Origin of the sequence: Novosphingobium sp. SG720 (assembly GCF_012275365.1) — a bacterium.
Taxonomy (GTDB): domain Bacteria; phylum Pseudomonadota; class Alphaproteobacteria; order Sphingomonadales; family Sphingomonadaceae; genus Novosphingobium; species Novosphingobium rhizosphaerae.
Window position 1 is genome coordinate 160,598 of the sequence record NZ_JAAZQN010000001.1, and the last position, 25,682, is coordinate 186,279.

27 protein-coding genes are annotated in these 25,682 nt (G+C 67.8%); 4 read left to right on the forward strand and 23 right to left on the reverse strand.

The annotated features are described in order from the left end of the window. Nucleotides 1-4 precede the first annotated feature (4 nt). The 15 genes from fliR to FHW94_RS00795 all read right to left on the reverse strand — a co-directional run bounded on the left by fliR (nt 5) and on the right by FHW94_RS00795 (nt 13,001). Complete coding sequence (fliR, locus tag FHW94_RS00725; RefSeq protein WP_168553897.1) at nt 5-787, reverse strand: flagellar biosynthetic protein FliR; 783 nt, start codon at nt 785-787, stop codon at nt 5-7. 15 nt (nt 788-802) lie between these two features. Then, complete coding sequence (locus tag FHW94_RS00730) at nt 803-1,075, reverse strand: flagellar biosynthetic protein FliQ (RefSeq protein WP_168553898.1); 273 nt, start codon at nt 1,073-1,075, stop codon at nt 803-805. A 12-nt stretch (nt 1,076-1,087) separates the two neighbouring features. After that, nucleotides 1,088-1,837 (reverse strand): flagellar type III secretion system pore protein FliP, encoded by a 750-nt coding sequence (fliP, locus tag FHW94_RS00735; RefSeq protein WP_349237475.1) that lies wholly within the window; start codon nt 1,835-1,837, stop codon nt 1,088-1,090. A 155-nt stretch (nt 1,838-1,992) separates the two neighbouring features. Continuing rightward, entirely contained in the window at nt 1,993-2,265 is a 273-nt protein-coding gene (locus tag FHW94_RS00740) for a flagellar biosynthetic protein FliO (protein ID WP_168553899.1), read from the reverse strand. Further along, nucleotides 2,265-2,540 (reverse strand): flagellar motor switch protein FliN, encoded by a 276-nt coding sequence (gene fliN / locus FHW94_RS00745; RefSeq protein WP_168553900.1) that lies wholly within the window; start codon nt 2,538-2,540, stop codon nt 2,265-2,267. The genes FHW94_RS00740 and fliN overlap by 1 nt, the downstream gene beginning before the upstream one ends. A 25-nt stretch (nt 2,541-2,565) precedes the next feature. Beyond that, nucleotides 2,566-3,471 (reverse strand): FliM/FliN family flagellar motor switch protein, encoded by a 906-nt coding sequence (locus tag FHW94_RS00750; RefSeq protein WP_168553901.1) that lies wholly within the window; start codon nt 3,469-3,471, stop codon nt 2,566-2,568. Nucleotides 3,472-3,514: 43 nt separating this feature from the next. Continuing rightward, nucleotides 3,515-4,114, reverse strand: coding sequence for a flagellar basal body-associated FliL family protein (locus tag FHW94_RS00755; protein WP_168553902.1), 600 nt, complete (start codon nt 4,112-4,114; stop codon nt 3,515-3,517). Between the two features lie 82 nt (nt 4,115-4,196). Then, nucleotides 4,197-6,116, reverse strand: a complete 1,920-nt coding sequence (locus FHW94_RS00760; protein WP_168553903.1) for a hypothetical protein — start codon at nt 6,114-6,116, stop codon at nt 4,197-4,199. A gap of 38 nt (nt 6,117-6,154) precedes the next feature. Beyond that, on the reverse strand, nt 6,155-6,634 hold the full coding sequence (locus FHW94_RS00765) for a hypothetical protein (protein WP_210425429.1): 480 nt from the start codon (nt 6,632-6,634) through the stop codon (nt 6,155-6,157). Between the two features lie 7 nt (nt 6,635-6,641). Continuing rightward, nucleotides 6,642-7,964, reverse strand: a complete 1,323-nt coding sequence (locus FHW94_RS00770) for a FliI/YscN family ATPase (protein WP_168555369.1) — start codon at nt 7,962-7,964, stop codon at nt 6,642-6,644. Between the two features lie 23 nt (nt 7,965-7,987). Further along, nucleotides 7,988-8,614 carry a FliH/SctL family protein gene (locus FHW94_RS00775; protein WP_168553904.1) on the reverse strand — a complete coding sequence of 209 codons (627 nt, stop codon included), beginning with the start codon at nt 8,612-8,614 and terminating at the stop codon, nt 7,988-7,990. Further along, nucleotides 8,607-9,620 carry a flagellar motor switch protein FliG gene (gene fliG, locus FHW94_RS00780; protein ID WP_168553905.1) on the reverse strand — a complete coding sequence of 338 codons (1,014 nt, stop codon included), beginning with the start codon at nt 9,618-9,620 and terminating at the stop codon, nt 8,607-8,609. Before fliG ends, FHW94_RS00775 begins: the two co-directional genes overlap by 8 nt. Before the next feature lies 1 nt (nt 9,621). Beyond that, nucleotides 9,622-11,361 carry a flagellar basal-body MS-ring/collar protein FliF gene (fliF, locus tag FHW94_RS00785; RefSeq protein ID WP_168553906.1) on the reverse strand — a complete coding sequence of 580 codons (1,740 nt, stop codon included), beginning with the start codon at nt 11,359-11,361 and terminating at the stop codon, nt 9,622-9,624. Between the two features lie 3 nt (nt 11,362-11,364). Then, on the reverse strand, nt 11,365-11,727 hold the full coding sequence (gene fliE / locus FHW94_RS00790; RefSeq protein WP_168553907.1) for a flagellar hook-basal body complex protein FliE: 363 nt from the start codon (nt 11,725-11,727) through the stop codon (nt 11,365-11,367). Further along, nucleotides 11,724-13,001, reverse strand: a complete 1,278-nt coding sequence (locus FHW94_RS00795; protein WP_246865835.1) for a sigma 54-interacting transcriptional regulator — start codon at nt 12,999-13,001, stop codon at nt 11,724-11,726. Before FHW94_RS00795 ends, fliE begins: the two co-directional genes overlap by 4 nt. 244 nt (nt 13,002-13,245) lie before the next feature. On the opposite strand from FHW94_RS00795, the gene FHW94_RS00800 reads away from it, so the two are divergent. Beyond that, nucleotides 13,246-14,139 (forward strand): flagellin, encoded by an 894-nt coding sequence (locus tag FHW94_RS00800; RefSeq protein WP_168553908.1) that lies wholly within the window; start codon nt 13,246-13,248, stop codon nt 14,137-14,139. A gap of 115 nt (nt 14,140-14,254) precedes the next feature. Here FHW94_RS00800 and FHW94_RS00805 read toward each other — a convergent pair whose 3' ends face one another. Continuing rightward, a complete protein-coding gene (locus tag FHW94_RS00805; protein WP_168553909.1) occupies nt 14,255-14,827 on the reverse strand; it encodes a TetR/AcrR family transcriptional regulator in 573 nt (190 codons plus the stop codon). A gap of 174 nt (nt 14,828-15,001) precedes the next feature. On the opposite strand from FHW94_RS00805, the gene FHW94_RS00810 reads away from it, so the two are divergent. The 3 genes from FHW94_RS00810 (at nt 15,002) to FHW94_RS00820 (ending at nt 19,228) form a co-directional block, all read left to right on the forward strand. Next, nucleotides 15,002-16,468: an efflux transporter outer membrane subunit gene (locus FHW94_RS00810; RefSeq protein ID WP_210425430.1), complete on the forward strand. Its 1,467-nt coding sequence runs from the start codon at nt 15,002-15,004 to the stop codon at nt 16,466-16,468. Nucleotides 16,469-16,530: 62 nt separating this feature from the next. Beyond that, nucleotides 16,531-17,712: an HlyD family efflux transporter periplasmic adaptor subunit gene (locus tag FHW94_RS00815; protein ID WP_168553910.1), complete on the forward strand. Its 1,182-nt coding sequence runs from the start codon at nt 16,531-16,533 to the stop codon at nt 17,710-17,712. Nucleotides 17,713-17,731: 19 nt separating this feature from the next. Next, a complete protein-coding gene (locus FHW94_RS00820; RefSeq protein ID WP_246865836.1) occupies nt 17,732-19,228 on the forward strand; it encodes a DHA2 family efflux MFS transporter permease subunit in 1,497 nt (498 codons plus the stop codon). Between the two features lie 26 nt (nt 19,229-19,254). On the opposite strand, the gene FHW94_RS00825 is transcribed toward FHW94_RS00820, so the two are convergent. The 7 genes from FHW94_RS00825 to FHW94_RS00855 all read right to left on the reverse strand — a co-directional run bounded on the left by FHW94_RS00825 (nt 19,255) and on the right by FHW94_RS00855 (nt 25,665). Next, nucleotides 19,255-20,091 carry a flagellar motor protein MotB gene (locus FHW94_RS00825; protein WP_168553912.1) on the reverse strand — a complete coding sequence of 279 codons (837 nt, stop codon included), beginning with the start codon at nt 20,089-20,091 and terminating at the stop codon, nt 19,255-19,257. Nucleotides 20,092-20,103: 12 nt separating this feature from the next. Beyond that, complete coding sequence (motA, locus tag FHW94_RS00830; RefSeq protein WP_168553913.1) at nt 20,104-20,967, reverse strand: flagellar motor stator protein MotA; 864 nt, start codon at nt 20,965-20,967, stop codon at nt 20,104-20,106. A gap of 88 nt (nt 20,968-21,055) precedes the next feature. After that, nucleotides 21,056-21,982 carry a flagellin gene (locus tag FHW94_RS00835; RefSeq protein ID WP_168553914.1) on the reverse strand — a complete coding sequence of 309 codons (927 nt, stop codon included), beginning with the start codon at nt 21,980-21,982 and terminating at the stop codon, nt 21,056-21,058. A 7-nt stretch (nt 21,983-21,989) separates the two neighbouring features. Continuing rightward, nucleotides 21,990-23,327, reverse strand: coding sequence for a flagellar hook-associated protein FlgK (gene flgK / locus FHW94_RS00840; RefSeq protein ID WP_168553915.1), 1,338 nt, complete (start codon nt 23,325-23,327; stop codon nt 21,990-21,992). Nucleotides 23,328-23,332: 5 nt separating this feature from the next. Then, nucleotides 23,333-23,686: a rod-binding protein gene (locus FHW94_RS00845; protein WP_168553916.1), complete on the reverse strand. Its 354-nt coding sequence runs from the start codon at nt 23,684-23,686 to the stop codon at nt 23,333-23,335. Continuing rightward, on the reverse strand, nt 23,686-24,780 hold the full coding sequence (locus FHW94_RS00850; RefSeq protein ID WP_179506704.1) for a flagellar basal body P-ring protein FlgI: 1,095 nt from the start codon (nt 24,778-24,780) through the stop codon (nt 23,686-23,688). The genes FHW94_RS00845 and FHW94_RS00850 overlap by 1 nt, the downstream gene beginning before the upstream one ends. Nucleotides 24,781-24,891: 111 nt before the next feature. Further along, nucleotides 24,892-25,665, reverse strand: a complete 774-nt coding sequence (locus tag FHW94_RS00855; RefSeq protein ID WP_168553917.1) for a flagellar basal body L-ring protein FlgH — start codon at nt 25,663-25,665, stop codon at nt 24,892-24,894. Nucleotides 25,666-25,682 lie beyond the last annotated feature (17 nt).

The following is a 25,682-nucleotide window of genomic DNA, read 5'->3' on the forward strand; positions in this document are numbered from 1 at the left end:
GGCGCTATTTCACCAGCAGGGCCTGCGCCTGGCCCAGGCCGAGCGCGACGAGATCGGTCAATGCATCGGCGACCAGCGGTGCCGAGGCGACGAGCGCGCCGATCCCCGCCAGCACGCCCAGCGGCAGGCCCAGCGCAAAGATGTTGAGGCTGGGCGCCGAACGCGCCAGCACCCCGAACGTCAACTGGACGAGCAGCAGCAAGAGCACCAGCGGCAGCGCGATGGCCAGCGCCGAAACGAACATCTGCGTGCCGAACCCGGCGATCAGGCCCATGCGATCGGGCGTGAACCACCCGCCACCGGGCGGAAACGCGCGATAGCTTTCCACCAGCAGGGCAAACCATTGCAGATGCGCGCCAAGACCCAGGAAGATCACCGTCAGCAGGACCGAGAAATACTGTCCCAGCGCGGGCGAATGCGCGCCCGAAACAGGATCGGCGGCGGTCGCGATGCTCATGCCCATGCTTGCCCCGATCAGTTCGGCGGCAATGACCGGTGCGGCAAAGGCGAATTGCAGGACAAAGCCCAGCGCCAGGCCAATCACCACTTCGCCCGCCACATCGAGCAGGCCGGGCAGCGAGAACAGCGCCGGTGGCGCGGCAATCGCCGTCCAGTTGCACAAGAGCACCGCCAGCGCGCCGGCCAGCACCACGCGCACGTTGGCCGGCACTTGCTGGCTGCCGAACAGCGGCACGGCGAACAAGGCGGCGCCGCAGCGCGTCATCAGGAAGACCATGCGCCAGAATTCCGCTTCCAGCGCGCCGAACCCGAAGTTGAGCGCAATCATGGCGCCATTGCCCCCTTATTGCCCGTTAGCCGCGATCTGGGCGAACACGTCTTTCATGAAATCGCCGATCAGGCCCAGCATGGCCCCGCCCAGCAGGACCAGGATCACGGCCGTGACCGCCAGTTTGGGCACGAAGGTGAGCGTCTGCTCGTTGACCGAGGTGGCCGCCTGGATAATCCCCACGACGAGGCCCACGGCGAGGCTCGCGATCAGCACGGGGGCGGCGACCAGCGCGGTGATCCACAGCATGCGATCAGCCAGGGCGAGGAGCGATGCGGTATCGTCCATGGTCTTGCGCCCCTATCCGAAGCTCGATGCCAGGCTGCCCATCAAGAGCGCCCAGCCATCGACCAGCACGAACAGCAAGAGCTTGAACGGCAATGACACCACCGTGGGCGACATCATCATCATCCCCAGGCTCATCAGCACCGAAGACACCACCAGGTCGATCACCAGGAACGGCAGGAACAGCATGAAGCCGATCTGGAACGCGGTTTTCAGCTCGCTGGTGACGAAGGCGGGCAGCAGGATGGAAAAGGGAATGTCGCGGCTGGCGGTGAAATGCGGCGCCTTGGCCATGTCGGTGAACATCAGCAAGTCGCGCTCGCGCGTCTGGTGCACCATGAAGGCGTGGAATTCCATGCCCGCCGCGCCGATCGCCTGTTCGGCGTTGATCTGCCCGGCCGAATAGGGCTGGATCGCGATGGCATTCACCCGATCGAGCGTCGGCGCCATCACGAACAGCGAGAGGAACAGCGACAGCCCGATCAGGATCTGGTTGGGCGGCGATTGCTGCAACCCCAGCGCCGTGCGCAGGATCGAAAGCACCACCAGGATGCGCGTAAAGCTGGTCATCATTAGGATCAGCGAGGGCAGAATCGTGAGCAGCCCCATGATCAGCAGGAGCTGCAACGAGAGCGACAGGCTGCCCTGCGACTGCGCCCCGGCGATCTGGCTGAACGCGCGATCGAGCGCGCCGGGGAGGGCGGTTGCGCCGGGGGTGCTTTGGGCCAGGGCCGGGGAGGGGAGGAAGAGGAGGGCGAGCAGGATGCGCCCGCTCCTCTTCAGAGGACGGGGCTGGGGGGTGGTGAAGGCCTGACGCGCCGGTGCAAGGGCGCGCACCACCCCCCGACCCCCTCCTCTGAAGAAGAGGGGGAGACGATCGGCCGTTTTCGTGGAAGCGGGGTGGTCGAGGTTCATCGCGCTCACGCGTCCTGCTCCCGCGCGCGCGCCGGCGCTTCGGCCAGGCGGACGAGGCCGGTCTTGGAGGTGGAGACCAGAATCTCGCGGTCGTGGAATTCGATCACCGCGAGGCGCAGGGTGGGCGAGAGCATCTGGGTTTCGATCACCTTGACGGTGCGCTGCCCGGTGGGGGTGCCGAACTTGCCTTCGAAACGCTTTGCCAGGCGCAGCGAGCCCCAGGCGAGGCCGCCGATGAGCGGCAGCACGACGAGCAGCTTGAGAATGTACCAGACCATCACGCCACGTCCTTGCGCGGGGCGTTTTCGGTGCCGGCCAGCTCCACGATGCGCAGGCCGAAGCGATCGCCCTGGGCGACCACTTCGCCGCGCGCGATCAGCTTGCCGTTGACCATCACGTCGAGCAGTTCGTCGGTCAGCCGGTCGAGCATGACGACGCTTTCCTCGCCCAGCGCCAGCACGTCCTTGAGCTTCATCTCGGTGCGGCCCAACTCGACGGTGAGGCGCACGTCGACATCCTTGAGGAAATCGAAACCGCGCGGTTGAAACGGCATTGTGAGAACCCCCAAAAAGAGAAAGCTAGAAAACCTGTGAAAGCTGCACCGCCAGGCGATCATCCACTGCGCCCACGGTGCCATGGGCGATGGTTTGCCCGGCCACGCGCAAAGGCACGGCGCGCGCCACCGGCACGGGCAGGATCTGGCCCACTTCCAGCGCCGAAATGGCCGCCAGCGGCAGGCGGATATCCACCAGCACCGCGCTGAGCGGCAGCGGCACATCGGCAAATGGCTGGTCACGCGGATCGGCCGGGGCGTGTTCGCTGCTGGCGGGCGGACGTTCGCCATTGGCAAAGAGCGCAGCCAGCGTATCGTAGGGAAACGCCATTTCGATCGCCCAGGCCGGGCGGCCCGGCTCGGTGATCGAAAAGACCAAGGCTACGATGTTCTCATCGTTGCCGAAGGGCGCCAGGTGATCGATATTGCCCTCGCGGCGCAGCGGGCGGATGGCGCCGGCATCGTCCGCGCCCAGTGCTGCGGCCAGGCGCCCGGCCAGCATCGCTTCCAGGCGCTGCACCATCAGCTCGGCCGACAGTGGCAATTCGCGCGGCAATTGCTGCGGGGCAATGCCGGCGCCGCCAAAGGCGCGATCCACCAGGCGCAGCACCGCTTCGCCCGCCACCATGCCCAGGATGCGGTGCTGCCCCGGGCCGGCACCAAACAGCGTGTAGGCGCCCAGGTTGCGATGCCCCATCACCTGCATCGTGGCATAATCGGAATAGACCGTGCGTTCCGGGCGGCTGCATTCCACCGACGGCTCTTCCCCGCCCAGCAAACCGGCCAGGGCCCCCGCCAGCTCGCGTGAGAACCGTTCGGCCGTGCGCGTCAATGCCGTCACCAGGTCTGCCTGGCTCGGGCCGGGGCGCAGCAGTTGCGCGCAGTGGCGGGCCACCACGCGCTCTGCCACGAATTCCCGTTCAGGCTTCATCGTCTTCGTTCCCCATTGCCCCCAGCGGGGGATTTCCCGTTTGTCACTGCACGATGAACTGCTTGAAATAGACCGCGTCCACGCCGCCAAAGCCTTCGGTGTCGGTCAGCACCTTGTTGATCGCGGCGGTCATGCGCGCTTGCAGGCGCTGCTTGCCCTGGGTGGTTTCCACATCGGTATCGGGCGTATCGGCCAGCACGGTGAGCAGCGCCGAACGGATCGCCAGCTCGTGCTTCTTCATCCACATCACCACGCGATAGTCGCGCCGGGTGGATGCCGCGATCGAGGCCTGGATCAGTCGGTCGCTGTCCTTGAGGTTCGAGGTGAAATCGTCGGAGAACGAATAATAGACGGTGCGGTATTCGCTGCCGCCTTCGCCTTCCACTTCCTTGGCGCCGCCTTCGCCTTCGCCGCCTTCCTTGGCCACGGGGGCATAGGGGTCTTCCTCGCCCTTGCGGATCAGCTTGGGCTTGTTGTCTTCGTGCACGATCACTTGCGGACCGCCCAGGATGTGCATGGCAAACAGGGCATAGACCCCGCCCCCGCCCAGCGCGAGGGTGGCCACGACCACGCCGATGAGCACCATCGGACCGCCCTTCTTCTTCTTGGGCGCGTCCTTGTCCTTTTCCTTCTTGTCGCTCATGCCGGATCCTTGATCTTCAAATCGCCATCGGGTTCACACCAGCCTTGCGGGTGCAAAGGGCGCGAGGGGCGCAGGGGCGGGTTCAGGCGAACACGCCGCCCTGCGCGGAATCGGTTTCATCGCCACTGCCGCTGCCACGCCGTGCGGACTGGTTGGTGGTTTCGGGTGCGGGCGCGCGCGGCGCCGGGCGGCCATCGCCCCCCTGGCTGCCGGCATTGGCCTGGCCTTGCGCCTGGCCCTGCCCGGGGACCTGGCCTTGCGCGGCATTGCCGGAGGTTTGGGAGCCGGCGGTTTGCCCACTGCCGTTCTGGTTCGCCAGGGTGCCGGTATCAGCCCGGCTGGCCGCCAGCACGGCCGGGGCAAATCCGGGATCGGCGCTGGCCATCGTCACCGTGAGGCCATCGTCTTTCTGGCGAAATTCCAGGTCGATGCGGCCGAACGTGCCGTGGGCCAGGGTCGCGGCCACCGCAGCGCCAGGGCCATCCTCGCGGGCGCGGGCCACGGCATCGACCAGCGCGGCCACTTGCGCGCCAGGGATGGCGGCAGTGGCTGGCGCGGGCGAAGCGGCCGGTGCCGCGCCGAAATCTGGCGATGGCACGGTGAAGGCGGCGGCCGGCGCGGCGGGCAGGGCCGCCGTTGCGCTGGCGGGTGCCGGCGCCGCAGGCGTTTCCGGGGCCTCGCCGGGGTCTGCCGCCGCCAGCGGCGGGGTGGCCGTGTCGGTAGCGGCCGCCGTGGCGGGGATGGTGGCTGCGGCAGGCCGCATGGTGGTTTCGGTGGTGTTGGTGGCCGGGGCCTTGGCTACGCGCGCGGCCAGCACCTGCTGGATCGATGGGATGGGCGCGGCCTGAACTGGGGCCGGTGTCAGAACCTGGGCCTGCACTTGTGCCGGCAACTGGCCCGGCACCGGGGTTTGCAGCGGGGCGGCAGCGATGATGCCGGCACTATCGGGCGTCAGCGCGATCGTTGCGGTCTGGCCCTGGGCGTCCTGCGCGGGCCGGAAGGTGGCGACGAGCGGGGCGAGCGGCACGGCGGCCAGGGTCGCTTCGACGGGATCGGCGGGGACCGCCGCCGTCTTTGCGGAAACCGGAGCCGGGGCGGCAACCGATGGCTCGGTGCGGGGTGATGGCACGCTTTGGGCAAGCGCGTTCGGCGCAGGCAGGTTTGCGGCTGGCGCGCTGGTGGTGGGCCCGCTGGCAGGCGCAGTGCCGGGCAGCGCTGGCGCGGCCTGCGAATCGGCCAGCACCAAGGGCGTGGGCGCCGTGGCGGCGTCGGCCAGTGGCAGCAATGTGGCATCCTGCGTTGGCGTGGCAAGGCTTGGCACATCGGCCAGCGCTGCCGGCGTATCGGGCGCCTCGGGTGTTTCGCGCGCGTCGTCCGCCACCTTGGCCACGCCATGGTTGGCGGCGTGGCGGCCGGCGAGCACGCTGGCCATCGCCTGTGCCGGGGCTGTCTGGGCCGCAGGGACAGACGCGGGTGCAGCGGGTGGAAGCACGACCGGGGCAGCCAGTGCTTCGCTTGGCGCGGCGTCTGCCACGGGCACGGGCGTTGTCACCGATGCCGCCGGCGCGGGCTTGGGCACGGGCAAGGATGTGGCCAGCGGCGTTGCCACGGGCAGCGTTGCCGCACCTGCAGCCGGCTGGGCCGGCGCGGCATTGGCCGGCGGCGTTGCGGGCAGGCTCGCTACAGGGGGGGCAATGGTGAAGGGGCTGCCGCTTGCCGGCAAGGTCTTGCCGCTTTCCGGCAAAAGGGTTGCCGTGGCGGTCAACTCTGGCTTGGTGGCAAGGGCGGCGTCAGCCAGGGGTGCGGGCAAGGCTCCCGGCGGTGCCTCGGCCAGGGCCGGGGCCGCTGGCGGCGCGGCGAAGGCGGGGTCCGCATTGTCTAGAAACGCTGCAAATCGGCCGGTTTCGCCGGGCGGAGTCATGCCCGCCAGGGTTGACACGGTTCCACCCGCCAGGCTGGCAGACGGGGCAGAAGCGGCAAGTGGGGCAGCAATCGAAACCATCGCGGGGCAAGCTCCTGGGCGGGTTGAACACGGTTAATTCAAGAGCCGTGCCAATCGCGCGAAGGGGGCGTAGGGATGGTTTCGGATGAGGGCTCTTCGCGGTTGCGCGTGGGCCCCAGCGGGGTGCTTGCCTGGGCTTGCGCCCGCGCCAGCAGCCGCGCTTCGGCGGTGATGCGATCGGCGACGGCGGCGCGGCGGCGCTCGGCCGTGGCCACTTCGGCGGCGCGGGCATCGGCGATGCGGCGGGCGGTGTCGATCTCGCCGGCCGTGCTGCGCGCGATGTGCTCCAGACCGGCGCGAAATGCGCCCAAGTGCGCGAGCGCCGCACCATCGCGGGCATCGGTGCGCGCGGCATAACTATCTGCCAGGGCGCCAGTGCGGCTGGCCAGGTTCTGCAACTGGGCCAGCGTGCCTTCGGCCTGGCCGGCCGCGACCATGGCCTGCCGATGGCCGATCTCGCGCAAGCGCTCCAGCCGGCGCAGCCGCGCCAGCCGTTGATGTTGGGCCTTGATCGACATGGGAGGATCAGCCGGCCAGCAACTGGGTCAACTGGGCAATCCCGATATCCATCGGCACGACTTCGCGCGCCTCCTGCATGAGGAAATCAGCCAGCGCGGCATGCATGGCGATGGCCTGGTCCAGCTGCGGATCGGCGCCCTGGCGATAGGCGCCCATCAGCACCAGGTCGCGGTTGGCCTCGTATGCGGCGACCAGCGCGCGGAACTGGCGAGCCAGGGCCTGGTGCTGCGGGCTGGTGATGTCGGTCATCACGCGGCTCAAGGAGGCGGGAATGTCGATGGCGGGATAATGCCCGCGTTGCGCCAGATCGCGCGAGAGCACGATGTGTCCGTCCAGGATCGAACGCGCGGTATCGACCACGGGATCGTCCTGGTTGTCGCCATCGGCCAGCACGGTGTAGATTCCGGTGATTGAGCCGCCGCTGGCCGCCGAATTCCCGGCGCGTTCCACCAGCTTGGTGATTGTGGCGAGCGCCGAGGGCGGATAGCCGCGCGCCGCGCCCGGTTCGCCCAGCAGCAGCGCAATCTCGCGCCCGGCGTGGGCCACGCGCGTAAGGCTGTCCATGATCAGCAGCACGCGCCGCCCTTGCGCGCGGAAATATTCGGCCAGCGCCGTGGCCATCATCGCCCCGCGAATGCGCAAGTTGGGGGCGTGGTCTGCTGGCACGGCGATCACCGCGCTGTGCGCGCGTTTCGATCCGGCCATGTGGCGTTCCACGAAGTCGGACACTTCGCGCGCGCGTTCGCCGATCAGGCCCACGATCACGATCTCGGCCTGGGCGCCGTGGGCGATCATGTCGAGCAGCACCGATTTGCCGACACCCGATCCGGCCATGATGCCGATGCGCTGGCCCACGCCGAACGTGGTCAGCGCGTTGAGCGCGCGCACGCCGGTATCGAAGGCCTGGCGCACCGGGCTGCGATCGAGCGCGCCGGCGCGCACGCCGCCCGCTGGCCATTCGTGATGGGTGGGGAGCGGTGGGCCGCCGTCGATGGGATGGCCTTCGCCATCCACGGCGCGGCCCAGGAAGGCTTCGCCCACCGGCACCATGCCGGGCCGCCCTTCGGGTCGCACCCTTGCGCCGGGGCGCAGCAGGACCGGATCGCCCAGCAGCATCATCAGGCTGCGCCCGTTGCGAAAGCCGATCACTTCGGCGGCCAGATCGCCGCGCCCATGGACAATGCGGCATTGCGTGCCGATCGGCACCGACAGGCCCGATACTTCCAGCAAGCCGCCATCGCACGCGCTCAGCAGCCCGAAACGGCGCGGCGCCAGATCGGGATGGGCACCGGCCAGCCGCGTCAGCAACGGTAGCGCCGGGTGCAGCATGGCTGCAGCATCGTCCTTGCGCATCAGCATTGGCGCAGGGCTTCATCCAATGCGCGGCGCCATTGCGCGGGCCCGTCTTCCACGCCGCCCATTGCGCCGTCCACCCGCACCGTGCCGCGCTCCAGCGTGGAATCGGGCTCGCAATGCCAGTCTTCGGGCAAGTGATTGCCCACCAGCGCCAGGTCTTCCGGGTGCAGGCGGATCACGCGTGCATCTTCGGCGCGGGCGAGCATCTGCGCGGCCCGGCGCACGCGCGCCGCCAGCCCGACAGGATCGATCGCGGCATCGGCCAGCACCACGTCGCACAGCGCCAGCACGGTCTGGCGCAGGCGGCTTTCCAGCACGGCCACCTGGCTTTCGTCCATGCGGCGCAGCGCGGTGTCGATGCGATGGCGTTCGGCATCCTGCGTGGCAGCCAGGGCCTGCGCCTCGGCCAGGGCGGCGGCATGCCCGGCGGCAAAGCCATCGGCATGGGCGCGCTCGATCGGGTCCTCATGCTCGGGATCGGGCATGGGCGCGAAATCGGCGGGCGGTGCGGGCGCCTGGCGGGCAAAGCGCGGATCGAGCGTGAACCCACCCGATTGGCCCGGCACCGCGCCCCAGGCGCGCAAGGCGCGCTCGGGCACGGGGATGCGCAGCAGATCAGACATAGTCATCGTCACCCGAACCGAACACGATCACCCCTTCGGCCGAAAGACGGCGGGCGGCGGTGATCATCGCCTTTTGCGCCTCGGTCACTTCGGCGCGCTTGAGGCGGCCACGCGCGGCGATTTCGTCGCGCACGCCATCGGCGGCGCGGCTCGACATCGCGCGGAAGAACACTTCGCGCTGTGGCTCGTCGATGCCCTTGAGCGCGGCGATCAGCGTGTCGCTGTCCACTTCGCGCAGCATGGCACCCATCGATTGCGGATCGAGCACGTAGAGATGTTCGAACTTGAACATCTCGTTCTCGATTTCCTTGGCCAGCGCTTTGTCCATCTTGGTGATTTCGGGCATGACCCGTTTTTCCACCGCCTTGGCCGCCGCGTTGATGATCTCGGCCGCCTCGCGCGGGCCACCCATGGTGAGCGCGGCGCGGCTGTGCACGGCCACGATGCGGCGGGTGAGCACTTCCTCCAGCATCACCAGCGCCTCGGCCGAAACCTTGCCCAGCGTGGCCACGCGGTGCACCACCTGGGTCTGGATGGTTTCGGGCAGGCCGTGCAGCACGGCAGCGGCCACATCGGGGTCGATCTGCACCAGCAGCACGGCGATGGCCTGGGGATGCTCGGCCTTGACCAGCGGGATCAGCACTTCGGGATTGAGCCAGCGCGCCAGTTCCAGCGCCGAGGTATCCTGCGCCGCTTCGGGCGCGATGCGGTGCATCAGGTTGTCGGCCTTCACCTCGCCCACGGCGCGGGTCATCAACTCGCGCACCTGGCCGACGCGATCGTGCGCGGTCAGGCCCAGGCGCTCGGTGCGTTCGACGAAACCGGCGATCGACTGGGCGATGGCAACCGGGCCGATTTCGCCCAGGGCACACATCTTTTCGCCCAGCAGGCGCAGTTCCTTGGGTTCCAGCTGGGCGAGAAGGTCGGCCGCCTGCTGGTCTTCCAGCAGCATGACCATGACCGCAGCCAGTTCGGGGTCGGTCAGGGCGTCGAGTTCGTCTTCCATGTCACTCGGCGCCTTCCTCGGTCGGTTCCTTCAGCATCTGGCGCAGAACGGCCACGGCGCTGTCGGGCTTTTCCTGGACGAGGCGCTGGGCCAGGCCCACCTGGCGGCTCAGCAACTCGGTATCGATCGCGCCGGTTTCATCCTGCGCGGGGGCGAGCATCGGCTTGATCACCCCGGTGGTGGGGCCTGGGCCGATGGTGCGGCTGGGGCGCGGGGTGTCCGGATCGTCGGCGGCGTCCTCATCCTCGTCCTCGTCGTCGTCTTCGGCGCCCTTGCGGCTGCGCGCGGCCTTGCTGCCGGCAGCGCCGGGCTCGCGGCGCAGCGCCTTGATCAGCGGGCGCACGCCCAGCAGCAGGGTGAGCAGCACGGCCAAGAGCGCCACGCCGTTGCGCACGGCCATGGCAAACCACGGCTGTTCATAGAACTGGGGCGGGGTAATGTCGGCCGGGTTAAACGCGCGCACCGCCACGGCCACCTGGTCTCCGCGTGCGGGATCGGCACCCACGGCCGCGCTGACCAACTGCTTGATCTGGTCGATCTCGGCCGGCTTGGCCTTGGCCAGCACGGCCGAAGACAGCGCCACGGCCACGGTCAGGCGACGGATCTTGCCGGGCGTGTTGTTGGTCACGGCCACTTCGCGGCCCAGTTCGTAGTTCTTGGAAGACGAGCTTTCGCCATTGCTGGGGGCCGCGCCCGATGGCGTGGGCGAGGGCGTGCCCTGCGGCGCGCCCACGGCGGCCGTGGTGGGCGCGGGTGGGGTGTTGGACAAGACGCCCGGCACACCCACCGCGCCGTTGCCGCTGGTTTGCGATGCGGACTGGGTCTCGCTGCGCACCGCGCCCTGCTTGTCATAGCTTTCGCGTGCAGACGTCACCTGGTCCATGTCGAGATCGACCTGGACTTCGCTGGAGAAGTTGCCTTCGCCCAGCATCGGGGTGAGCAGCTGGGAAACCTGTTCGCGCAGCTTGTCTTCCAGCCGGCCCTGGATTTCCAGGCGATCGGCGTCACCCGGCTTGGCGGCAGAGAGCAGCCGGCCATGCTGGTCGATCACCTTGACCGCATCGATCGAGAGTTCGGGCACCGATCCGGCCACCAGGTTGACGATGGCCGAAACCTGGCTGGTGGCCAGCTGGCGCCCCTTGGCCAGGCGCACCATGACCGAGGCCGATGGCGCCGCCGTATCGCGCACGAACACCGATTTTTCGGGCTGGGCCAGGTGCACGCGCACTGCCTCCACCCCATCGATCTGCATGATCGTCAGTTCCAGTTCGCGCTCGCGCGCGGCTTGCAACCGTTCGCCTTCCAGCGTGCGGCTGGCGCCCATCGGCAGCTTGTCGATCATCTGCTCGCCGGTTTCGGGCGTGGCGACGGCGCCATCCGAAGCGGCGACCATGCGTGCCTTGTAGAGGTCGTTCTCGCCCACGGTGATCGCGCCGGTGGAATTGTCGATGCGATAGGCGATCGCCGCCTTGTCGAGCGCGGCGGTCACTTGCGCGCGTTCGGCGTCCGACAGATCGGAATAGAGCATGCGTTGTGGCGCGGGCGCCATGGTCAGCCACAGCAGCCCGGTCAGGCCTGCGGCGGTAACGCCGCCGAACCACGGCAAGGCGCGGCGCAGCGGTGGCTGGCGCAGGAACGCGCCCATGCGGGCGGGCAAGGTGCCGCCGGCCGGATCGGTCAGCGGCGCCAGGAGCGAAGGTGGCGGGCTGCCGCCGGCCCCGGCGGGAACAAGGTCTGCCATCTATCAGACCCCCATCCGCATGATGTCCTGATAGGCGGTCAACAGCTTGTTGCGCACCTGAAGCGTGGCTTCGAACGCCACGCCGGCTTCCTGGCGGGCGAGCATGACCTTGGCGACATCGACCGTCTCGCCCTTTTCATAGGCTTGCGACAGGCCTTCGGCCTTGGTCTGGCTGGCGTTGACCGTTTCCAGCGCGGATTTGAGCGCATCGGTAAAGCCGCCCGCCGGCGTGCTGCCTTCGGCCGAGGTGCCCGGATCGGGCGTGCGGATCTGTTGCAGCAGGTTGGAACGATCGATGATCTGCTGGCGCATGGCCATGATCTGCTGGATGCCGCCGCCGGCGCCGATGGAACTGATCCCGCTCATCGCCGGCCTCCCGCAACGGCGATGCCGGCTTCACGGAAGCTGGCGAGGCGATAGCGCAACGTGCGTTCGGAAATGCCCAACTGGCGGGCCGCCGCCACGCGGCTGCCGCCGCAGGCCTCCAGCGTGGCCAGGATTGCGCGGGCTTCAGAAAGCTGCACGATGTTGGACAGCTTACCCCCCTGCGGCGCATGCACTTGCGCCAGCGCGGCGTCGCTGGCCGGGCTGCGCGCGGGGCGATCGAACACGATGTGTTCGGGCCCGATCTCGGCCTGGTTGCCGGCGAGCAGCAAGGCGCGGCGCACGACGTTTTCCAGTTCGCGCACATTGCCGGGCCAGCCATGGCAGGTCAGCATGGCCAGCGCCGCATCCGACAGCCAGGGCAGCGGCCGGTCGGCCGGGGCGTGGCGCATCATCAGGGCAAAGGCCAGCGGGGCAATATCGTCGAGCCGCTCGACCAGGGCCCGCAGGGTCAGGGGGAAGACGTTGAGGCGGTAATAGAGATCGGCGCGAAACCGGTTTTCTTCCACTTCGGCGGGCAAGTCGCGGTTGGCGCAGGCAATGATCCGCACGTCCACCTTGATCGGCTGGGTCGCGCCCAGCGGCACCACTTCGCCTTCCTGAAGCGCGCGCAGCAGCTTTGCCTGGAGCGAAAGCGGCATTTCGGCGATTTCGTCGAGCAGCAGGGTGCCGCCATCGGCCGCGCGGAAAAAGCCTTCGCCCGCGGCGCTGGCGCCGGTGAACGCGCCCTTCTGGTGGCCGAACAGCAGCGCTTCGAGCATGGTTTCGGGCATGGCGGCGCAATTGACGGCAATGAACGGCTTGTCGTGGCGCAGGCTGGCGGCGTGGATGAACCGGCTCAACACTTCCTTGCCGGTGCCAGTGGGGCCGTTGATCAGCACGGGAATGTCGCTGGCGGCCAGGCGTTCGGCCAGGGCCAGGATCGACAGGCTTTCCGGATCGGCGGCAATCGGCGCACCGGGCGCGGCAGCGCAGGCGATCACCGCCGCCAGCGCGCTTTCGGAGAGCGGATCGGCATAGCGCACCACGTGCCGCTTGCCATTGGCCATGCGGGCCAACGCCGGATGCGCGCCGCGTTCGAGCACGATGGCGGGGCGGCGCGGATCGAGCGTGGCGACATCGGCCGTATCGGCGAGCATGGGCATCGCCCCCATGCCGGGCGCGGCCAGCACCGATGCAGCGCGCGCAACCAGCGCGCCATGGCGCGCCTTTGCTTCCCCGCTGATCGGCAATCGTTCGCCGCAATCGCTGCTCATCACTTTGACCCCCGTCTTAACCATATCCACGAGGGAGGTTTTCGCGCGAAACCGTCAAATGGTGTGAAACTTTAAGATCAGCGGACCTGCTAAGGGCAAACCACTAGGTCTGGCCGCCGAAAATCCCGCAGGCGGCAAGATTTTGCCCTTAAATTGCCGCCCATCCTGCCGGTCTTTGCCGTGCAGCCGGTCAATCCCTGGACTGGCGGCGATTGGGGTCTATCCCGAAAATCGGAGAAACATCATGGCGGTAATCAATACCAACGTCAGCGCCATCAAGGCAGCCAACGCTTCCAACTCGGCAAGCAAGCTGGCTTCGACTGCGATGGAGCGCCTTTCGACCGGCAAGCGAATCAACAGCGCCAAGGACGACGCTGCGGGCCTTGCCATTTCCACGACCATGACCGCGCAGATCACTGGCATGAGCCAGGGCGTGCGCAACGCCAACGACGGCATCTCGCTGGCGCAGACGGCCGAAGGCGCGCTGAGCGAAGTGACCAACATGCTCCAGCGCGTGCGCGAACTGGCGGTCCAGGCCAAGTCGGCGACCTACCAGGATTCGGACCGTGAAGCGATGCAATCGGAAGTGGGCAACCTCAACGCCCAGATTTCCGACGTGCTCAACAACACCAAGTTCAACGGCAACGCCGTGTTCAAGGTGAACTCGGGCGACGATGTCGACACCACCGACGATGCCAACAACGCCACGTTCTCGATCCAGACCGGTGCGAACACCGGCGATACCGTGACGCTGGTGAGCAAGGGCTTCTCGGGCGACAACCTCTTCGTTGCCGGTGACACTGCCTATGATGCCACGGCCGACGTGGCAGACCAGGCGCTCAACGTGACGGACACGACGTCCGCATCCACCACGATCGACAACGTCGATGCCGCGCTCAAGGAAGTGAACGCGACTCGCGCTACGCTCGGTGCCGGCCAGAACCGTCTGGAATCGGCGGTGAACAACCTGAACGACAACATCACCAACCTGTCCGACGCGCGTTCGCGCATTCAGGACACCGACTACTCGGCCGAAACCACCCAGATGGCCAAGGCCCAGATCCTGGCCCAGGCTTCGACCGCGATGATCTCGCAGGCCAACCAGAACCAGCAGAACGTGCTGACGCTGCTGCGCTGATTGACTGCCAAGTTTTCGGTTCTCCACGTTGCCGGCGGTCCTGCAAGGGATCGCCGGCTCTTGTGTTTCCCGGGCGCTCGGCAGCGTGGATGGGGCTGGCGCAGGGCGCCGTGGTTCAGCGCGCGGGGTTCAGCAGGCCGTGGGCAAAGATCCGCGCGGCATGGGCGGCATGGTGGCGAATCGTTGCCGGATCGGGCGGCGGCATCACGCCGATCGCCACGCGCATGTGCAGCTTGCCGCGCACCATGCCCAGGAACTGGTCGGCCGCAAGGCGCGGATCGGGCAGGGGCACCCCGCGCTGGCTGGCCATGCGCGCTAGGATCGCCGCCAGCGTCGTGCCGGCGCGCTCGGGACCGCAGCGAAAGAACATTTCCGCCGCTTCGGGAAATTGCAGGCCGGCGGCATGCACCATGCGATAGACATCGAGCGAGCGCTGGCTGCACAGGCCGGTCAGGAACTGCGTGCCGAAATCGGCCAGCATCGCTTCCAGATCGTCCGAATCGCTTTGCGCCAGCGCTTCGAGCGCCCGCAGCACCACGCTGCACCCCCGCATCAGCACCGCTTCGAACAACTGCTCCTTGGACGGAAAGTATTTGTACAGCGTGGCTTTCGATCCGCCCAACTCGGCCGCGATGGCCGACATCGACGTGGCGCCAAAGCCGGTCTGGGTGAACACTTGCGTGGCCACGGTCAGGATGTTTTCCCGCCGCTCGTCGGGCGAGCACCGTTTTAGCCGGCAGTTTGACGCGCTAGTGACCATTCCGTACACATAGCTGTTGACAGGCGCAGTGCAAGAGCGCAGTTGGAAGTTAGTGACCGGTCCGTACACGGTCATCCTCTCCCGATTGCGTAAAGGCCCTGCATGACTGCCTTCCCCGCCGGTCTTTTTCGCCGCGCGTCCGTCCTGTCCCTTGCGGTGGCATCGGGCATGCTGACGGGCTGTGCCGCCACGCCCGAACTGGGCCGGACGCCGGCCATGCGCCAGGCCGCTGCCAGTGACCTTGCCGCCAGCGATCTTGTCGCCGCCAATCAGTCCGCAGGTGCCACCATCCCCGCCGATTGGCCGGCAAGCGACTGGTGGCAAAGCCTGGGCGATGCCCAGCTTTCCGCGCTAATCGCCGAAGGTATGGCCAATGCGCCCAGCCTTGCCATTGCCGATGCCCGCCTGCGGGCGGCGCGCGGGCTGGCGCAGGCCAGCGGCGCTGCCTTACTGCCGCAGGTTTCTGCAAGCGGCAGCGTGGCCGAAGCCAAGCAGAGCTACAACAACGGCATCCCCCCCGCCTTCGTGCCCAAGGGCTGGAACGATACCGGCAGCGCCTCGCTCAGCGTCAGCTACGAACTCGATTTCTTTGGCAAGAACCGCGCCGCCCTGCGGGCCGCCACGTCTGAAGCGCAGGCGGCCGGGTTCGAAGCCCAGGCCGCGCACCTGGCCATCGCCACGGGCGTGGCCGATGCCTATGCCACGCTGGCGCGCGCGGCCGCGGCGCGCGATGTGCGGGCGCAAGCGCTGCAACTGCGCGAGGATACCGCGCAATTGGTGCGCCAGCGCGTGCTCAACGGCCTCGATACCCGCGCCGAACAGCGCCAGGCCGAAGCGGCCATTCCCGTGGCCCGCGCCGATCTGGTGGCGGCCGACGAAGCAATCGCATTGGCCCGCCATGCCCTGGCCGTGCTGATCGGCGCGCCGCCTTCGCGCGGCGATGCGATTGCCCTGCCGCAGCCGGCCGCCCTGACCGCGCAGGCGCTGCCGGCCAACCTTGCACTCGACCTGGTCGGGCGCAGGCCCGACGTGGCCGCCGCCCGCGCCCGGGCAGAGGCGGCTGCCGCGCGGGTGCGCGTGGCGCGCGCCGCGTTCTATCCCAATGTCAACCTGATGGGCTTCATCGGCGTGCAGGTGCTGGGCCTGGGCAACCTGACGGCGAGCGGTTCGGAGGCGGGCTCGGTGGGCCCGGCGATCAGCCTGCCGCTGTTTTCGGGCGGGCGCATCACCGGGAACTATCGCCAGGCGCGCGCCGGCTATGACGAAGCCGTGGCCAGCTACGACGATACGCTGCTCAAGGCGCTGCGCGACGTGGCCGACGCGGCCGCATCGCGCCGTTCGGTTGATGCGCAGCTGGCGCAACTGGGCGAAGCCGTGGCCGCTTCGCAAGATGCCTGGCGCATTGCCCGGCGGCGCTATGAAGCCGGCCTTTCCCCTTATCTGTCGGTGCTTTCCGCGCAGGATGCACTGCTCGCCAACCGGCGCTTGCAAGCCGATCTCCAGGCCCGGACGCTGGCCGCCCATGTCGCGCTGGTGCGTGCGTTGGGCGGCGGCTTTCGTGCCGGTTGACGCCGTGCCCGCTGCCCAGCCGTTTTCCTTCCTCATCTCCCTGATGCCGAGACACCCCGCCCATGGCTGATATCGACCCCAAGTTCACCGGTGCTGCCGACAGCGAAGCCGATGCCGATGCGGCGCGCAAGGCCAAGCGCAAGCGTGGCTTCCTGCTCTTTGCCGGCGCGCTGGCGCTGGTGGCGGCGGGCTTTGGCCTTTACGAATGGATCGCGGGCGGGCGCTATGTCGATACCGACAACGCCTATGTCGCGGCCGAAGTGGCGCAAGTGACGCCCCTGGTTTCGGGCCCGGTGCGGCGCGTGGCGGTGAACGACACGCAAGTGGTGCGCCGGGGGGATATCCTGGTTGAGCTTGATCCCACCGACGCCAAGATCGCCCTGGCGGCGGCCGAGGCCGACTATGCCGATGCGCTGCGCAAAGTGCGCCAGACGGTGGCCACCGGCACCGCGCTTTCGGCGCAAGTGGGCGAGCGGCAGGCCGATATCGCCCGCATGGCCGCGCAGGTCCAGGTGGCCACGGCCGATTTCCAGCGCGCCGAGATCGACTTGAAGCGCCGCCAGTCGCTGGTGTCTGACGGCGCGGTGTCCGGTGAGGAACTGACCACCGCCCGCAACGCCTATGCCGCCGCCCAGGGGCAGTTGGCCGCCGCGCGCGCCAGCCTGGCTTCGGCCCAGGCGGCACGCGGCACCGCCAATGGCCAGGAAGCGGCCAATGCCGCGTTGGTGAGCGGTACCACGCCCGAAACCAACCCGCAGGTGCTGGCCGCCAAGGCGCGGCTGGACAAGGCGCGGATCGACCTGGCCCGCACCGTGATCCGCGCGCCGGTGAGCGGCGTTGTCACGCAGCGCAATGTCCAGGTGGGGCAAAGCGTGGCCGTGGGGACAGTGCTGATGACGGTGGTGCCGATCGGCCAGGCGCACGTCGACGCCAATTTCAAGGAAAGCCAGCTTGCCCATGTGCGCCCCGGCCAGCCGGTGACGCTGACGTCTGATCTCTATGGCGACGATGTGGTCTATCATGGCCGCGTGGTGGGCTTTTCGGGCGGCACGGGTTCATCGCAGGCGGTGATCCCGGCGCAGAACGCCACAGGCAACTGGATCAAGGTGGTGCAGCGCCTGCCGGTGCGCGTGGCGCTTGATCCGCACGAGCTGGGCGCGCATCCGCTGCGCATCGGCCTGTCGATGACCGCCACGATCGATACGCGGCCGGAAAAGGACCAGATCGCGCAGGGCGGCAACTGAGATGGCCGGCGGACCGCCCATGGCCTTGGGCGCAGATGGGCCGCCGCCGCTGAAAGGCGCGCGGCTGGCGCTGGGGGGATTTGCCCTGGCGCTGTCCAACTTCGTCGTGGTGCTCGACATCACCATCGCCAATGTCTCGGTGCCGCACATTTCCGGCAGCCTTGCGGTTTCGCCCACCCAAGGCACCTGGGTGCTCACGTCCTACGCCGTGGCCGAGGCGATCTGCGTGCCGCTGACGGGCTGGCTGGCGCGCACCTTTGGTGCGGTGCGCGTGTTCCTGATGGCGCTGATGGGCTTTGGCATCTTTTCCATGCTGTGCGGCATTTCGGGCAGCCTGAGCGCGTTGATCGCGTTCCGCGTCTGCCAGGGGCTGTGCGGCGGGCCGATCATGCCGATGACGCAGACCCTGCTGATGCGCATCTTCCCGCGCGACAAGGGCGGGGCGGCGCTGGGCCTGTGGGCGATGACCACGGTGGTGGCGCCCATCGCCGGGCCGATCTGCGGCGGGATCATTTCCGACAACTGGTCGTGGCACTGGCTGTTCTTCATCAACATTCCGCTGGCGGTGTTCTGCCTGGTCGTGGCGTGGCGGCTGGTGCGCCGGTTCGAAACGCCAACGCAGAAATCCCCGATCGATTTCGTCGGCCTGGGGTTGATGGTGCTGTGGGTGGGCGCGCTGCAGATCATGCTCGACAAGGGCCGCGAGGAAGACTGGTTTTCCAGTGCGTTCATCGTCACCCTCGCCGTGGTCGCGGTGGTCGGCTTCATCGCCTTCCTGATCTGGGAGCTGACCGAGAAGCACCCGATCATCGACCTGTCGGTGTTCCGCAACCGCGGCTTTACCATCGCGGTGGTGACGCAGAGCGTGGCCTATGGCGCGTTCTTCACGTTCATCGTGCTGATCCCGATGTTCCTGCAGACCAACCTCAACTACACCGCCACCTGGGCCGGCCTGGCGATGGGCTGGGTGGGCGTGCTGGCGGTGGTGTTCTCGCCCATCGTGGCAAGGCTGGTGGGCAAGGTGGATACCCGCGCGCTGATCAGCTTCGGGGTGGCCTGGCTGGGCTTTGTTGCCGCGCTGCGCACGGTGTGGGTGACAGACATGGGCTATTGGACCATCGCCTTTCCGCAGATGATCCAGGGCATGGGCATGCCGTTCTTCTTCGTGGGCTCCACGGCGCTGGCCATGGCCTCGGTCAGGCCCGACCAGACCGCGTCGGGCGCGGGGATCCAGAATTTCATGCGCACGATGGCCGGCGCCTTTGCCACATCGATGTCCACCACGCTGTGGGAGCACCAGGCCAAGGTCAACCGCGCCGAACTGGTCGGCCTGGTCCATCCGCCCATGCACACCGGCCTGCCGGTGGCCCAGGCGCGCATGGCCTTGAGCCAACTGGTCCAGACCGAAGCGGTGACGCTGGCCACGCGCCAGGTGTTCCTGTTGTGCACGGTGATCTTCTTCGTGGCGGCAGGCATGATCTGGCTGGCGCCCAAGCCGGGTAAGCGCGAGAATTGAGAGCGCGGGGGGCGGGCGCCGCGGCCTCAATCCAGCAGCAGGATCGACATGCGGCGGTTGCGCGGGTCGTTGGGGCTGTCGGGCACCAGCGGGTCGCGGTCGGCCACGCCTTCGATGCGTTGGAAGCGTTTTTCGCCCACGCCGTTGCGCATCAGGGCCAGGCGGGTGGCTTCGGCGCGGCCGGCGGAGAGTGACCAGTTGTTGGCTGGATCGCCGGGTTTCCATTGCAGCGCATCGGTGTGGCCACGCACCGTCAGGTTGCCCGGATCGGGGGCGATGGCCTGGCCGATGGCACGCACCAGTTCCAGGGCATCGGGCGTGAGGATCGTGGTGCCCAGCCGGAACATCGAGAAATTGGCATCGTCGAGCATGTCGATGCGGATGCCCTCGGGCGTCATCGTCATGTGCACCTGCTTGGCCAGCTGGCGCAGCTTTTCGTTGGCTTCCAGCTTTTCCTTGAGGCGCTGCTGCATCACGGCGGTGCGCTTGACTTTCGATCCGCCGTCCTTGGGGCCGCCGGTGGCATCGCGCGGGATGGTCATCGTGCGCGTGCCGGTCTGCCCGGCACGGTGGGCATAGTTGTCGGCATCGGTCAGCGAGGAGCCGCCAAGCAGCCCGTAAGACCCGGCGCTGCCCTTGCGGGTTTTCACCAGGGTGGGGGTGAAATAGTCGGCGATGCCCTTGCGCTGCTTTTCGGTGGTGGCGCCCAGCAGCCACATCAGCAGGAAGAACGCCATCATTGCGGTCACGAAATCGGCATAGGCCACTTTCCAGGCGCCGCCGTGGTGGCCGCCGGCCACCACGGTGATCTTCTTGACGATGATCGGCTTGGGCGCTTCCTTGCCCTTTGGCGGCTTGGCCATGGCAAACCCTCCTTAGCGGCCGCGCAGCGCGTCGAGCAGTTCCGAAAGGCCGGGACGAAAGGCGTGGCCCAGGCCCGAGCGCGCGCTTTCCACCACCAGCGGCTGCGGCCAGCCATGCAGCGAGGAGACGATCACCTGCTTGACCGCCTGGTAGATCATCGCATCCTGATCGAGCACCTGCTTGAGCCTGCCGGCCAGCGGCGCCACGATGCCATAGGCCAGCAGCACGCCCATGAACGTGCCGACCAGGGCCGAACCGATCATCGCGCCCAGCACCGTGGGCGGCTTGTCGATCGAACCCATGGTTTTCACCACGCCCAGCACGGCGGCCACGATGCCCAGCGCGGGCAGCGCGTCGGCCAGGCCCTGGAGCGCGTGCTGCGCTTCCTCTTCCTCGTGGAAATGGGTCTTCATCGCGTGGTCCATCACGTCTTCCACGGCGTGCACTTCCAGCGTGCCGGAAGACACCACGATGAGCGTGAGCGTATCGCAGATCAGCGAAACCAGCGCGCCATGGGCCAGGATGCGCGGATATTCGGCAAAGAGCGCCGAACTCTTGGGATCGGCTACGTGGCTTTCCAAGGCCACCGGGCCATCGCTGCGCAGGATCTTCATCAGCTTGGCGCACAGCACGATGGCGTCCACATGGTCCTGCTTGTTGTGCTTGGGGCCCTTGAACACCTTGCCCAGGCCCGCGCCGATGCCTTTCAACTCGTGCAGCGAGTTGCCGGTGATGGTGGCGCCCAGGGCGGCGCCGCCGATGATCAGCATTTCATGGGGAATCGCCTCGGCCACCGGGCCGATCGCGCCCCCGGTGATGATGAACCCGCCAAACACCATGGCGAGCAGGACGACGATGCCGATACCAGCGTACATGAAGCGATAACCTTGTCGATAAACCGTGAGGGCCAAAGGCGCTGTTTGCGCCGTGCTGCATTGCAGAACGGCGCAAACACGCCGGCTTTCAGGACATCATGTTGAACAGCGACAGGCCGGATATCTTGGTGAAGCTGGCCTGGCTGGCCTGGAGCACGGTGGCCAGCTCCTGCAGCCGGGTATAGGCGGTGGGAATATCGGTGGCGCCCAGCGTGCTCTGGTCCTGGCTGCGCGCCTCGCTCATCGTGGTCTGCCGCTCGGTGTTGAGGTCGATCCACGACAGGCGCGCACCCACCACGGTCTGCCCGGTGGATACCGAGGTGATCGCATCGTCGAGCGTGGTAAGCGCGGTGCTTGCCGCGCTTTGCGCGCCACTGCCGCCGGCGCTGATCGCGTCGGTGATGGCTTTGAGCGCGGCAAACACGTCGGTGCTGGTGGTGCCGGAGCTGAAATTGAGGAATTCCGGCCCGGTCAGGCTGCGCTTGACGCTTTGCCCATCGCCCAGTTCCAGGCTGCCCGCGCTGCCGCTGCCGACATAGCTGACCACCCCGGTGGTGGCGTCCACGCTATAGGCATCGCCCGAAGCATCGCCGCCGAACAGCGCATTGCCCGCGCTGTCGCGCGTGTTGGCCAGCGAAACCAGGTTGTTGCGCAGTTCGACCAGTTCGTTGCCGATGCTGGTGCGCTGGGCGTTGGACAGCGTGCCGGTGGCGGCCTGGTTGGCCAGCTGGCGTGCGCGCTGCAACGAGTTGATCATCTCGGTCATCGCCGAATCCGTGAGGTTCAGATCGGCCGTCGCGCGGTTTGCCGATCCGGCATCGACCTTGGAGATGGCGTCCTGGCGCTGCAGGTTGCGCAGGCGCGAGGCGGTCAGCGGATCGTCGGACGAAGCCGCCAGGCGGTTGCCGCTCGATATCTGGGTCTGCACCTGCTCCATCTGGGCACGCAGGCTGGTCAGGTCGAGCGAAGACCGCTCGTAAAAGGCGGAAGTCGTGGTCGAGACGCTGGTGGACATGATGGGCCTACTTGATTGCGAGGATGGTGTCGAACAGGTTGCTGGCAACCTGCATGACCCGGCCAGAGGCCTGGAACGCTTGCTGGAACCGGGTCAGGTTAATCGCTTCGGTATCGAGATCGACGCCGGCCTGGGCCGAAAGCGCGGTCTTGGCAGCATCGGAGATGGTCTTGAGCGCATCGCGCGTGGTGGTGCGCGCCTGGACCGTGGCCGAGGTCTGGTACAGCAGGTTGTCCATCGTGCCGGCCGGATCGGCGCTGGTCAGCGCGTTGCGCAAGGCGGTCAGGTTGGTGGTGTCGCGGCTGTTGGCCGTGGCGCCCGCGGCAGCAGTGGCGATGGCGCTGCCATCGGTGGTCGTCAGCGCCATGTCTGCCGCGCCGGTGCCCGAAAGCAGCGCGGCGCCGGCACTGCCGTTCAGCGCGGCGCCATTGCCCTGCGCGGTGTTGACCGTGTCGATCACGGTCTGGGCCAGATCGTCGAGCTGGCTGTGCACATCGGCCACGCGCAGCAAGACCTGCTGCTGCCCGGCGAGCGAGCCGGCCGACAGCGTCACCGCGCCGGCTGCCACGGTGAAGCTGATCGTCCCGTCGCTGGCCGTGGTCATGGCCAGGGTCTGCGCGGTGTTGCCGGTCACCAGCGGCGCGCCCGAGGTGCCGCCCAGCGTCACCCCCACCGTGCCGTCGCTGCCAAAGCTGGTGGCGATATCGGCATAGCCCGACAGCTTCTGCAGCAGCATGTCGCGCTGGTCCATCAGCCCGGTGCGATCGCTGGTGGCATCGGCCATGCGCGATAGCCGGCCATTGACCTTGGCCAGTTCGGCCGACAGCGTGTTGACCTGGGTGACGCCATCGGCCGCGCCGGTCTGCTGGCCCGTGGCCACGGCATCGAGCTGGTTCGAGGCGATGTTGAAACTGTTGGTCATGGTCTGCGCCGCCGCGATCACCGAGGCGCGCAGCGGCGTATCGGTGGGACTTTGCGCCAACTGGGTCAGTGCGGTTTCAAAGCCGGTGATGGCCGAATAGATGCCCGGGTCCTCCAGCGCGGCCTGCACGTCTTCAAGGCCGGTGACTTCGGTATCGACCCGCGCGGTATCGGCGCTGGTGCGGCGCACTTCGGCCTGGCGAAAGGAATCGGCATTGCGCTGCACCCCGGTGACGCGCACGCCCGAAAGCGACACGTCGCGATTGTTGGCGACATAGCCGGGCGTCATCACCTCTTCGGTGGAAACGCTGCGCCGGACATAGCCCTCGGTGCCCGCGTTCGCGATGTTCTGGGCCGTCACGTCGAGCTGGATGCGCGCGGCGCGGGTGGCGCTGCGGGCGATGGACAGAAGATCGGATGCCATGGCGATCAGGCTCCCTTGCCAGTGCTGGTGCCACTATTGGCGCCGGGGCCCGTGGCAGCGGCGCTCTGGCCGGCTGCCTGCGCGAGCTGGCTTTCCAGCCGGGCAGCCAGGCCCAGGGTACCGGCTTGCGCGGCGATTTCGGCAAAGCGTTCATCGCGCATCTGGGTAAAGGTATCGTCCTGTTTCTTGCCGAACAGATCGTCTCCACCCAGGTCGGTATTGCGCGCAGTGCTGAGCATCTGGCGCAGGAACATGGCTTCGAACCCCTGTGCGGCCTTGCGCAGCGCGGCCCGGTCGATCGGCGTCGATGCGGCCGAAGTGCCCGATACGGCAGCGGAATTGAGCGATTGCGCAGTCATCAGATCACCACCATTTCGGCCTTGAGGGCGCCGGCTTGCTTGAGCGCTTCAAGGATCGCCACCAGGTCGGACGGCGAAACGCCCAATTTATTAAGGGCATTGACCAGCGAAGAGAGCGAGGCGCCGGGCTTGAACAGGGCCACGTGGTTGCCTTCCTCGGTCACGCTGATCTGGCTGTTGGGCACCACGGCGGTCTGCCCGTTGGAGAACGGGCCGGGTTGCGACACGCGTGGCTTCTCGTCGATCTTCACCACCAGCTTGCCGTGGCTGATCGCGGCGGGCGACAGGCGCACCGCGCTGTTGATCACCACCGTGCCGGTGCGGCTGTTGACGATCACCTTGGCGGCGGCTTCGGCCGGGTTCACTTCGATCGCCTCGATCGCCGCCATCGCGCTGGCGCGAGCATCGGCGCCGCTGGGCAGGCGCAGGGCCAGGGTTACCCCATCCTCCACGCTCGCGGTCTTGGGAAACTTGGTGTTGATCGCATCGCGCACGCGTGCAGCGTTGAGGAAATCGGCGTCGAACAGGTTCCAGCGCAGCACGTCGGCGCTATCGAACCCGGTATCGACTGCACGTTCCACCGTGGCGCCTTCGGCGATGCGGCCGACGGTGGGCACGTTGACGGTCAGTTGCGAGCCATCCTTGGCCGTGATGCCCAGGCCGCCCACGGCCAGGTTGCCCTGGGCCATGGCATAGATCTGCCCGTCGGCACCATAAAGCGGGGCCAGCACCAGCGCGCCGCCGCGCAGCGACTTGGCCTTGCCGATGGTGGAAACCGTCACGTCGATGCGCTGGCCCGGCTTGGAAAAGGCCGGCAGATCCGCCGTGACCATCACCGCCGCAGCGTTCTTGAGCCCAGGCGCCACGCCGGCCGGCAATTGCACGCCCAGCCGCCCGGACACGCCGCGCATGGCCTGCGTCAGGTATTCCAGGTTGTCGTCCCCCGTGCCGGCCAGGCCCACGACGATGCCATAGCCGGTGAGCTGGTTCGAGCGCACGCCCTGGAATTCGCCCAGATCGCGCACGCGCTCGGCATGGGCGGCCTGGGCCAGCACCGGCAGGGTGGCCATGGCGGCCGCCAGCACCAGCAGCATCGGGCCGGGGCGAAGGATGCGGCGGCGCAACAGCGGCCGCACGGCAAGGCCGGCGAGCGCGGCAGCCGCCAGATCGGCCGCAAAGGGAAATTCCATGATCATGATGAAGGCCTAGAACGGGCTGACAAGGTTGAAGAACTTGGTGAGCCAACCCTGGCGCGCGGCGCGGCTGACATCGCCGTTGCCGGCATAAGTGATGCGCGCATCGGCCACCTGGCCCGACTGGATGCGGTTGGTGGTGTCGATATCGGCCAGGCGCACGATCCCCGAAACCTGCACCCATTCCTGGCCCTGGCTCAACGTCAGGCGCTTTTCGCCTTTGACCAGCGCGGTGCCGTTGGGGCGCAATTGCGCGATCGTCACCGAAACCTCGCCGCCCAGCGTGCTGGTCTGCGAGGCATTGCCGGTGCCGGAAAAGGCGCTGGCGCCCGAATTGTTGATGCCGTTCTGCGATAGGATCGACAGCGGCCCCTTGTTGGGCGGGGTAAACGTGAACGAGGACGACTTGGCCGTCTTGCTGGCCGCCGATTTCGACGTGGTGAGCTGTTCGGCCAGCACGATGACCAGGCTGTCTCCCACGGCATGGGCACGCGCGCCTTCCACCAGGCCGGCATAGCCATTGGCCAGGTTGAGAATGCTGCCATCGGCAGGCTTGGGCGTGCCGGCGGCCGGCAAGGTCGGGTCAAAGCCCGCGCCCGGGCGATTGCGCGCCTTGGCCGGCTGGGCCGCCACCAGCATGGCGGCGGTGATCAGCGCCGGTACGGCCAGAACGGCCAGCAGTTTGAGGCCCAGACCGGGGCGGGGCGCCAGACCGGTGCGGGAAAGTCCGCGCAGCCGTTCGGTGCGCAGGGCCTTGTCGAACAGGGCGTCGAAAGGGGAATCCATACAGATCAGCGCTTTCC

Excerpts from the sequence above, each read along its gene's own strand:
- fliR (WP_168553897.1), bottom strand. The coding sequence starts at position 787 with ATGATTGCGCTCAACTTCGGGTTCGGCGCGCTGGAAGCGGAATTCTGG.
- FHW94_RS00730 (WP_168553898.1), bottom strand. The coding sequence starts at position 1,075 with ATGGACGATACCGCATCGCTCCTCGCCCTGGCTGATCGCATGCTGTGG.
- FHW94_RS00740 (WP_168553899.1), bottom strand. The coding sequence starts at position 2,265 with ATGGTCTGGTACATTCTCAAGCTGCTCGTCGTGCTGCCGCTCATCGGC.
- fliN (WP_168553900.1), bottom strand. The coding sequence starts at position 2,540 with ATGCCGTTTCAACCGCGCGGTTTCGATTTCCTCAAGGATGTCGACGTG.
- FHW94_RS00750 (WP_168553901.1), bottom strand. The coding sequence starts at position 3,471 with ATGAAGCCTGAACGGGAATTCGTGGCAGAGCGCGTGGTGGCCCGCCAC.
- FHW94_RS00755 (WP_168553902.1), bottom strand. The coding sequence starts at position 4,114 with ATGAGCGACAAGAAGGAAAAGGACAAGGACGCGCCCAAGAAGAAGAAG.
- FHW94_RS00760 (WP_168553903.1), bottom strand. The coding sequence starts at position 6,116 with ATGGTTTCGATTGCTGCCCCACTTGCCGCTTCTGCCCCGTCTGCCAGC.
- FHW94_RS00765 (WP_210425429.1), bottom strand. The coding sequence starts at position 6,634 with ATGTCGATCAAGGCCCAACATCAACGGCTGGCGCGGCTGCGCCGGCTG.
- FHW94_RS00770 (WP_168555369.1), bottom strand. The coding sequence starts at position 7,964 with ATGCTGCACCCGGCGCTACCGTTGCTGACGCGGCTGGCCGGTGCCCAT.
- FHW94_RS00775 (WP_168553904.1), bottom strand. The coding sequence starts at position 8,614 with ATGTCTGATCTGCTGCGCATCCCCGTGCCCGAGCGCGCCTTGCGCGCC.
- fliG (WP_168553905.1), bottom strand. The coding sequence starts at position 9,620 with ATGGAAGACGAACTCGACGCCCTGACCGACCCCGAACTGGCTGCGGTC.
- fliF (WP_168553906.1), bottom strand. The coding sequence starts at position 11,361 with ATGGCAGACCTTGTTCCCGCCGGGGCCGGCGGCAGCCCGCCACCTTCG.
- fliE (WP_168553907.1), bottom strand. The coding sequence starts at position 11,727 with ATGAGCGGGATCAGTTCCATCGGCGCCGGCGGCGGCATCCAGCAGATC.
- FHW94_RS00795 (WP_246865835.1), bottom strand. The coding sequence starts at position 13,001 with ATGAGCAGCGATTGCGGCGAACGATTGCCGATCAGCGGGGAAGCAAAG.
- FHW94_RS00800 (WP_168553908.1), top strand. The coding sequence starts at position 13,246 with ATGGCGGTAATCAATACCAACGTCAGCGCCATCAAGGCAGCCAACGCT.
- FHW94_RS00810 (WP_210425430.1), top strand. The coding sequence starts at position 15,002 with ATGACTGCCTTCCCCGCCGGTCTTTTTCGCCGCGCGTCCGTCCTGTCC.
- FHW94_RS00815 (WP_168553910.1), top strand. The coding sequence starts at position 16,531 with ATGGCTGATATCGACCCCAAGTTCACCGGTGCTGCCGACAGCGAAGCC.
- FHW94_RS00820 (WP_246865836.1), top strand. The coding sequence starts at position 17,732 with ATGGCCTTGGGCGCAGATGGGCCGCCGCCGCTGAAAGGCGCGCGGCTG.
- FHW94_RS00825 (WP_168553912.1), bottom strand. The coding sequence starts at position 20,091 with ATGGCCAAGCCGCCAAAGGGCAAGGAAGCGCCCAAGCCGATCATCGTC.
- motA (WP_168553913.1), bottom strand. The coding sequence starts at position 20,967 with ATGTACGCTGGTATCGGCATCGTCGTCCTGCTCGCCATGGTGTTTGGC.
- FHW94_RS00835 (WP_168553914.1), bottom strand. The coding sequence starts at position 21,982 with ATGTCCACCAGCGTCTCGACCACGACTTCCGCCTTTTACGAGCGGTCT.
- flgK (WP_168553915.1), bottom strand. The coding sequence starts at position 23,327 with ATGGCATCCGATCTTCTGTCCATCGCCCGCAGCGCCACCCGCGCCGCG.
- FHW94_RS00845 (WP_168553916.1), bottom strand. The coding sequence starts at position 23,686 with ATGACTGCGCAATCGCTCAATTCCGCTGCCGTATCGGGCACTTCGGCC.
- FHW94_RS00850 (WP_179506704.1), bottom strand. The coding sequence starts at position 24,780 with ATGCTGCTGGTGCTGGCGGCCGCCATGGCCACCCTGCCGGTGCTGGCC.
- FHW94_RS00855 (WP_168553917.1), bottom strand. The coding sequence starts at position 25,665 with ATGGATTCCCCTTTCGACGCCCTGTTCGACAAGGCCCTGCGCACCGAA.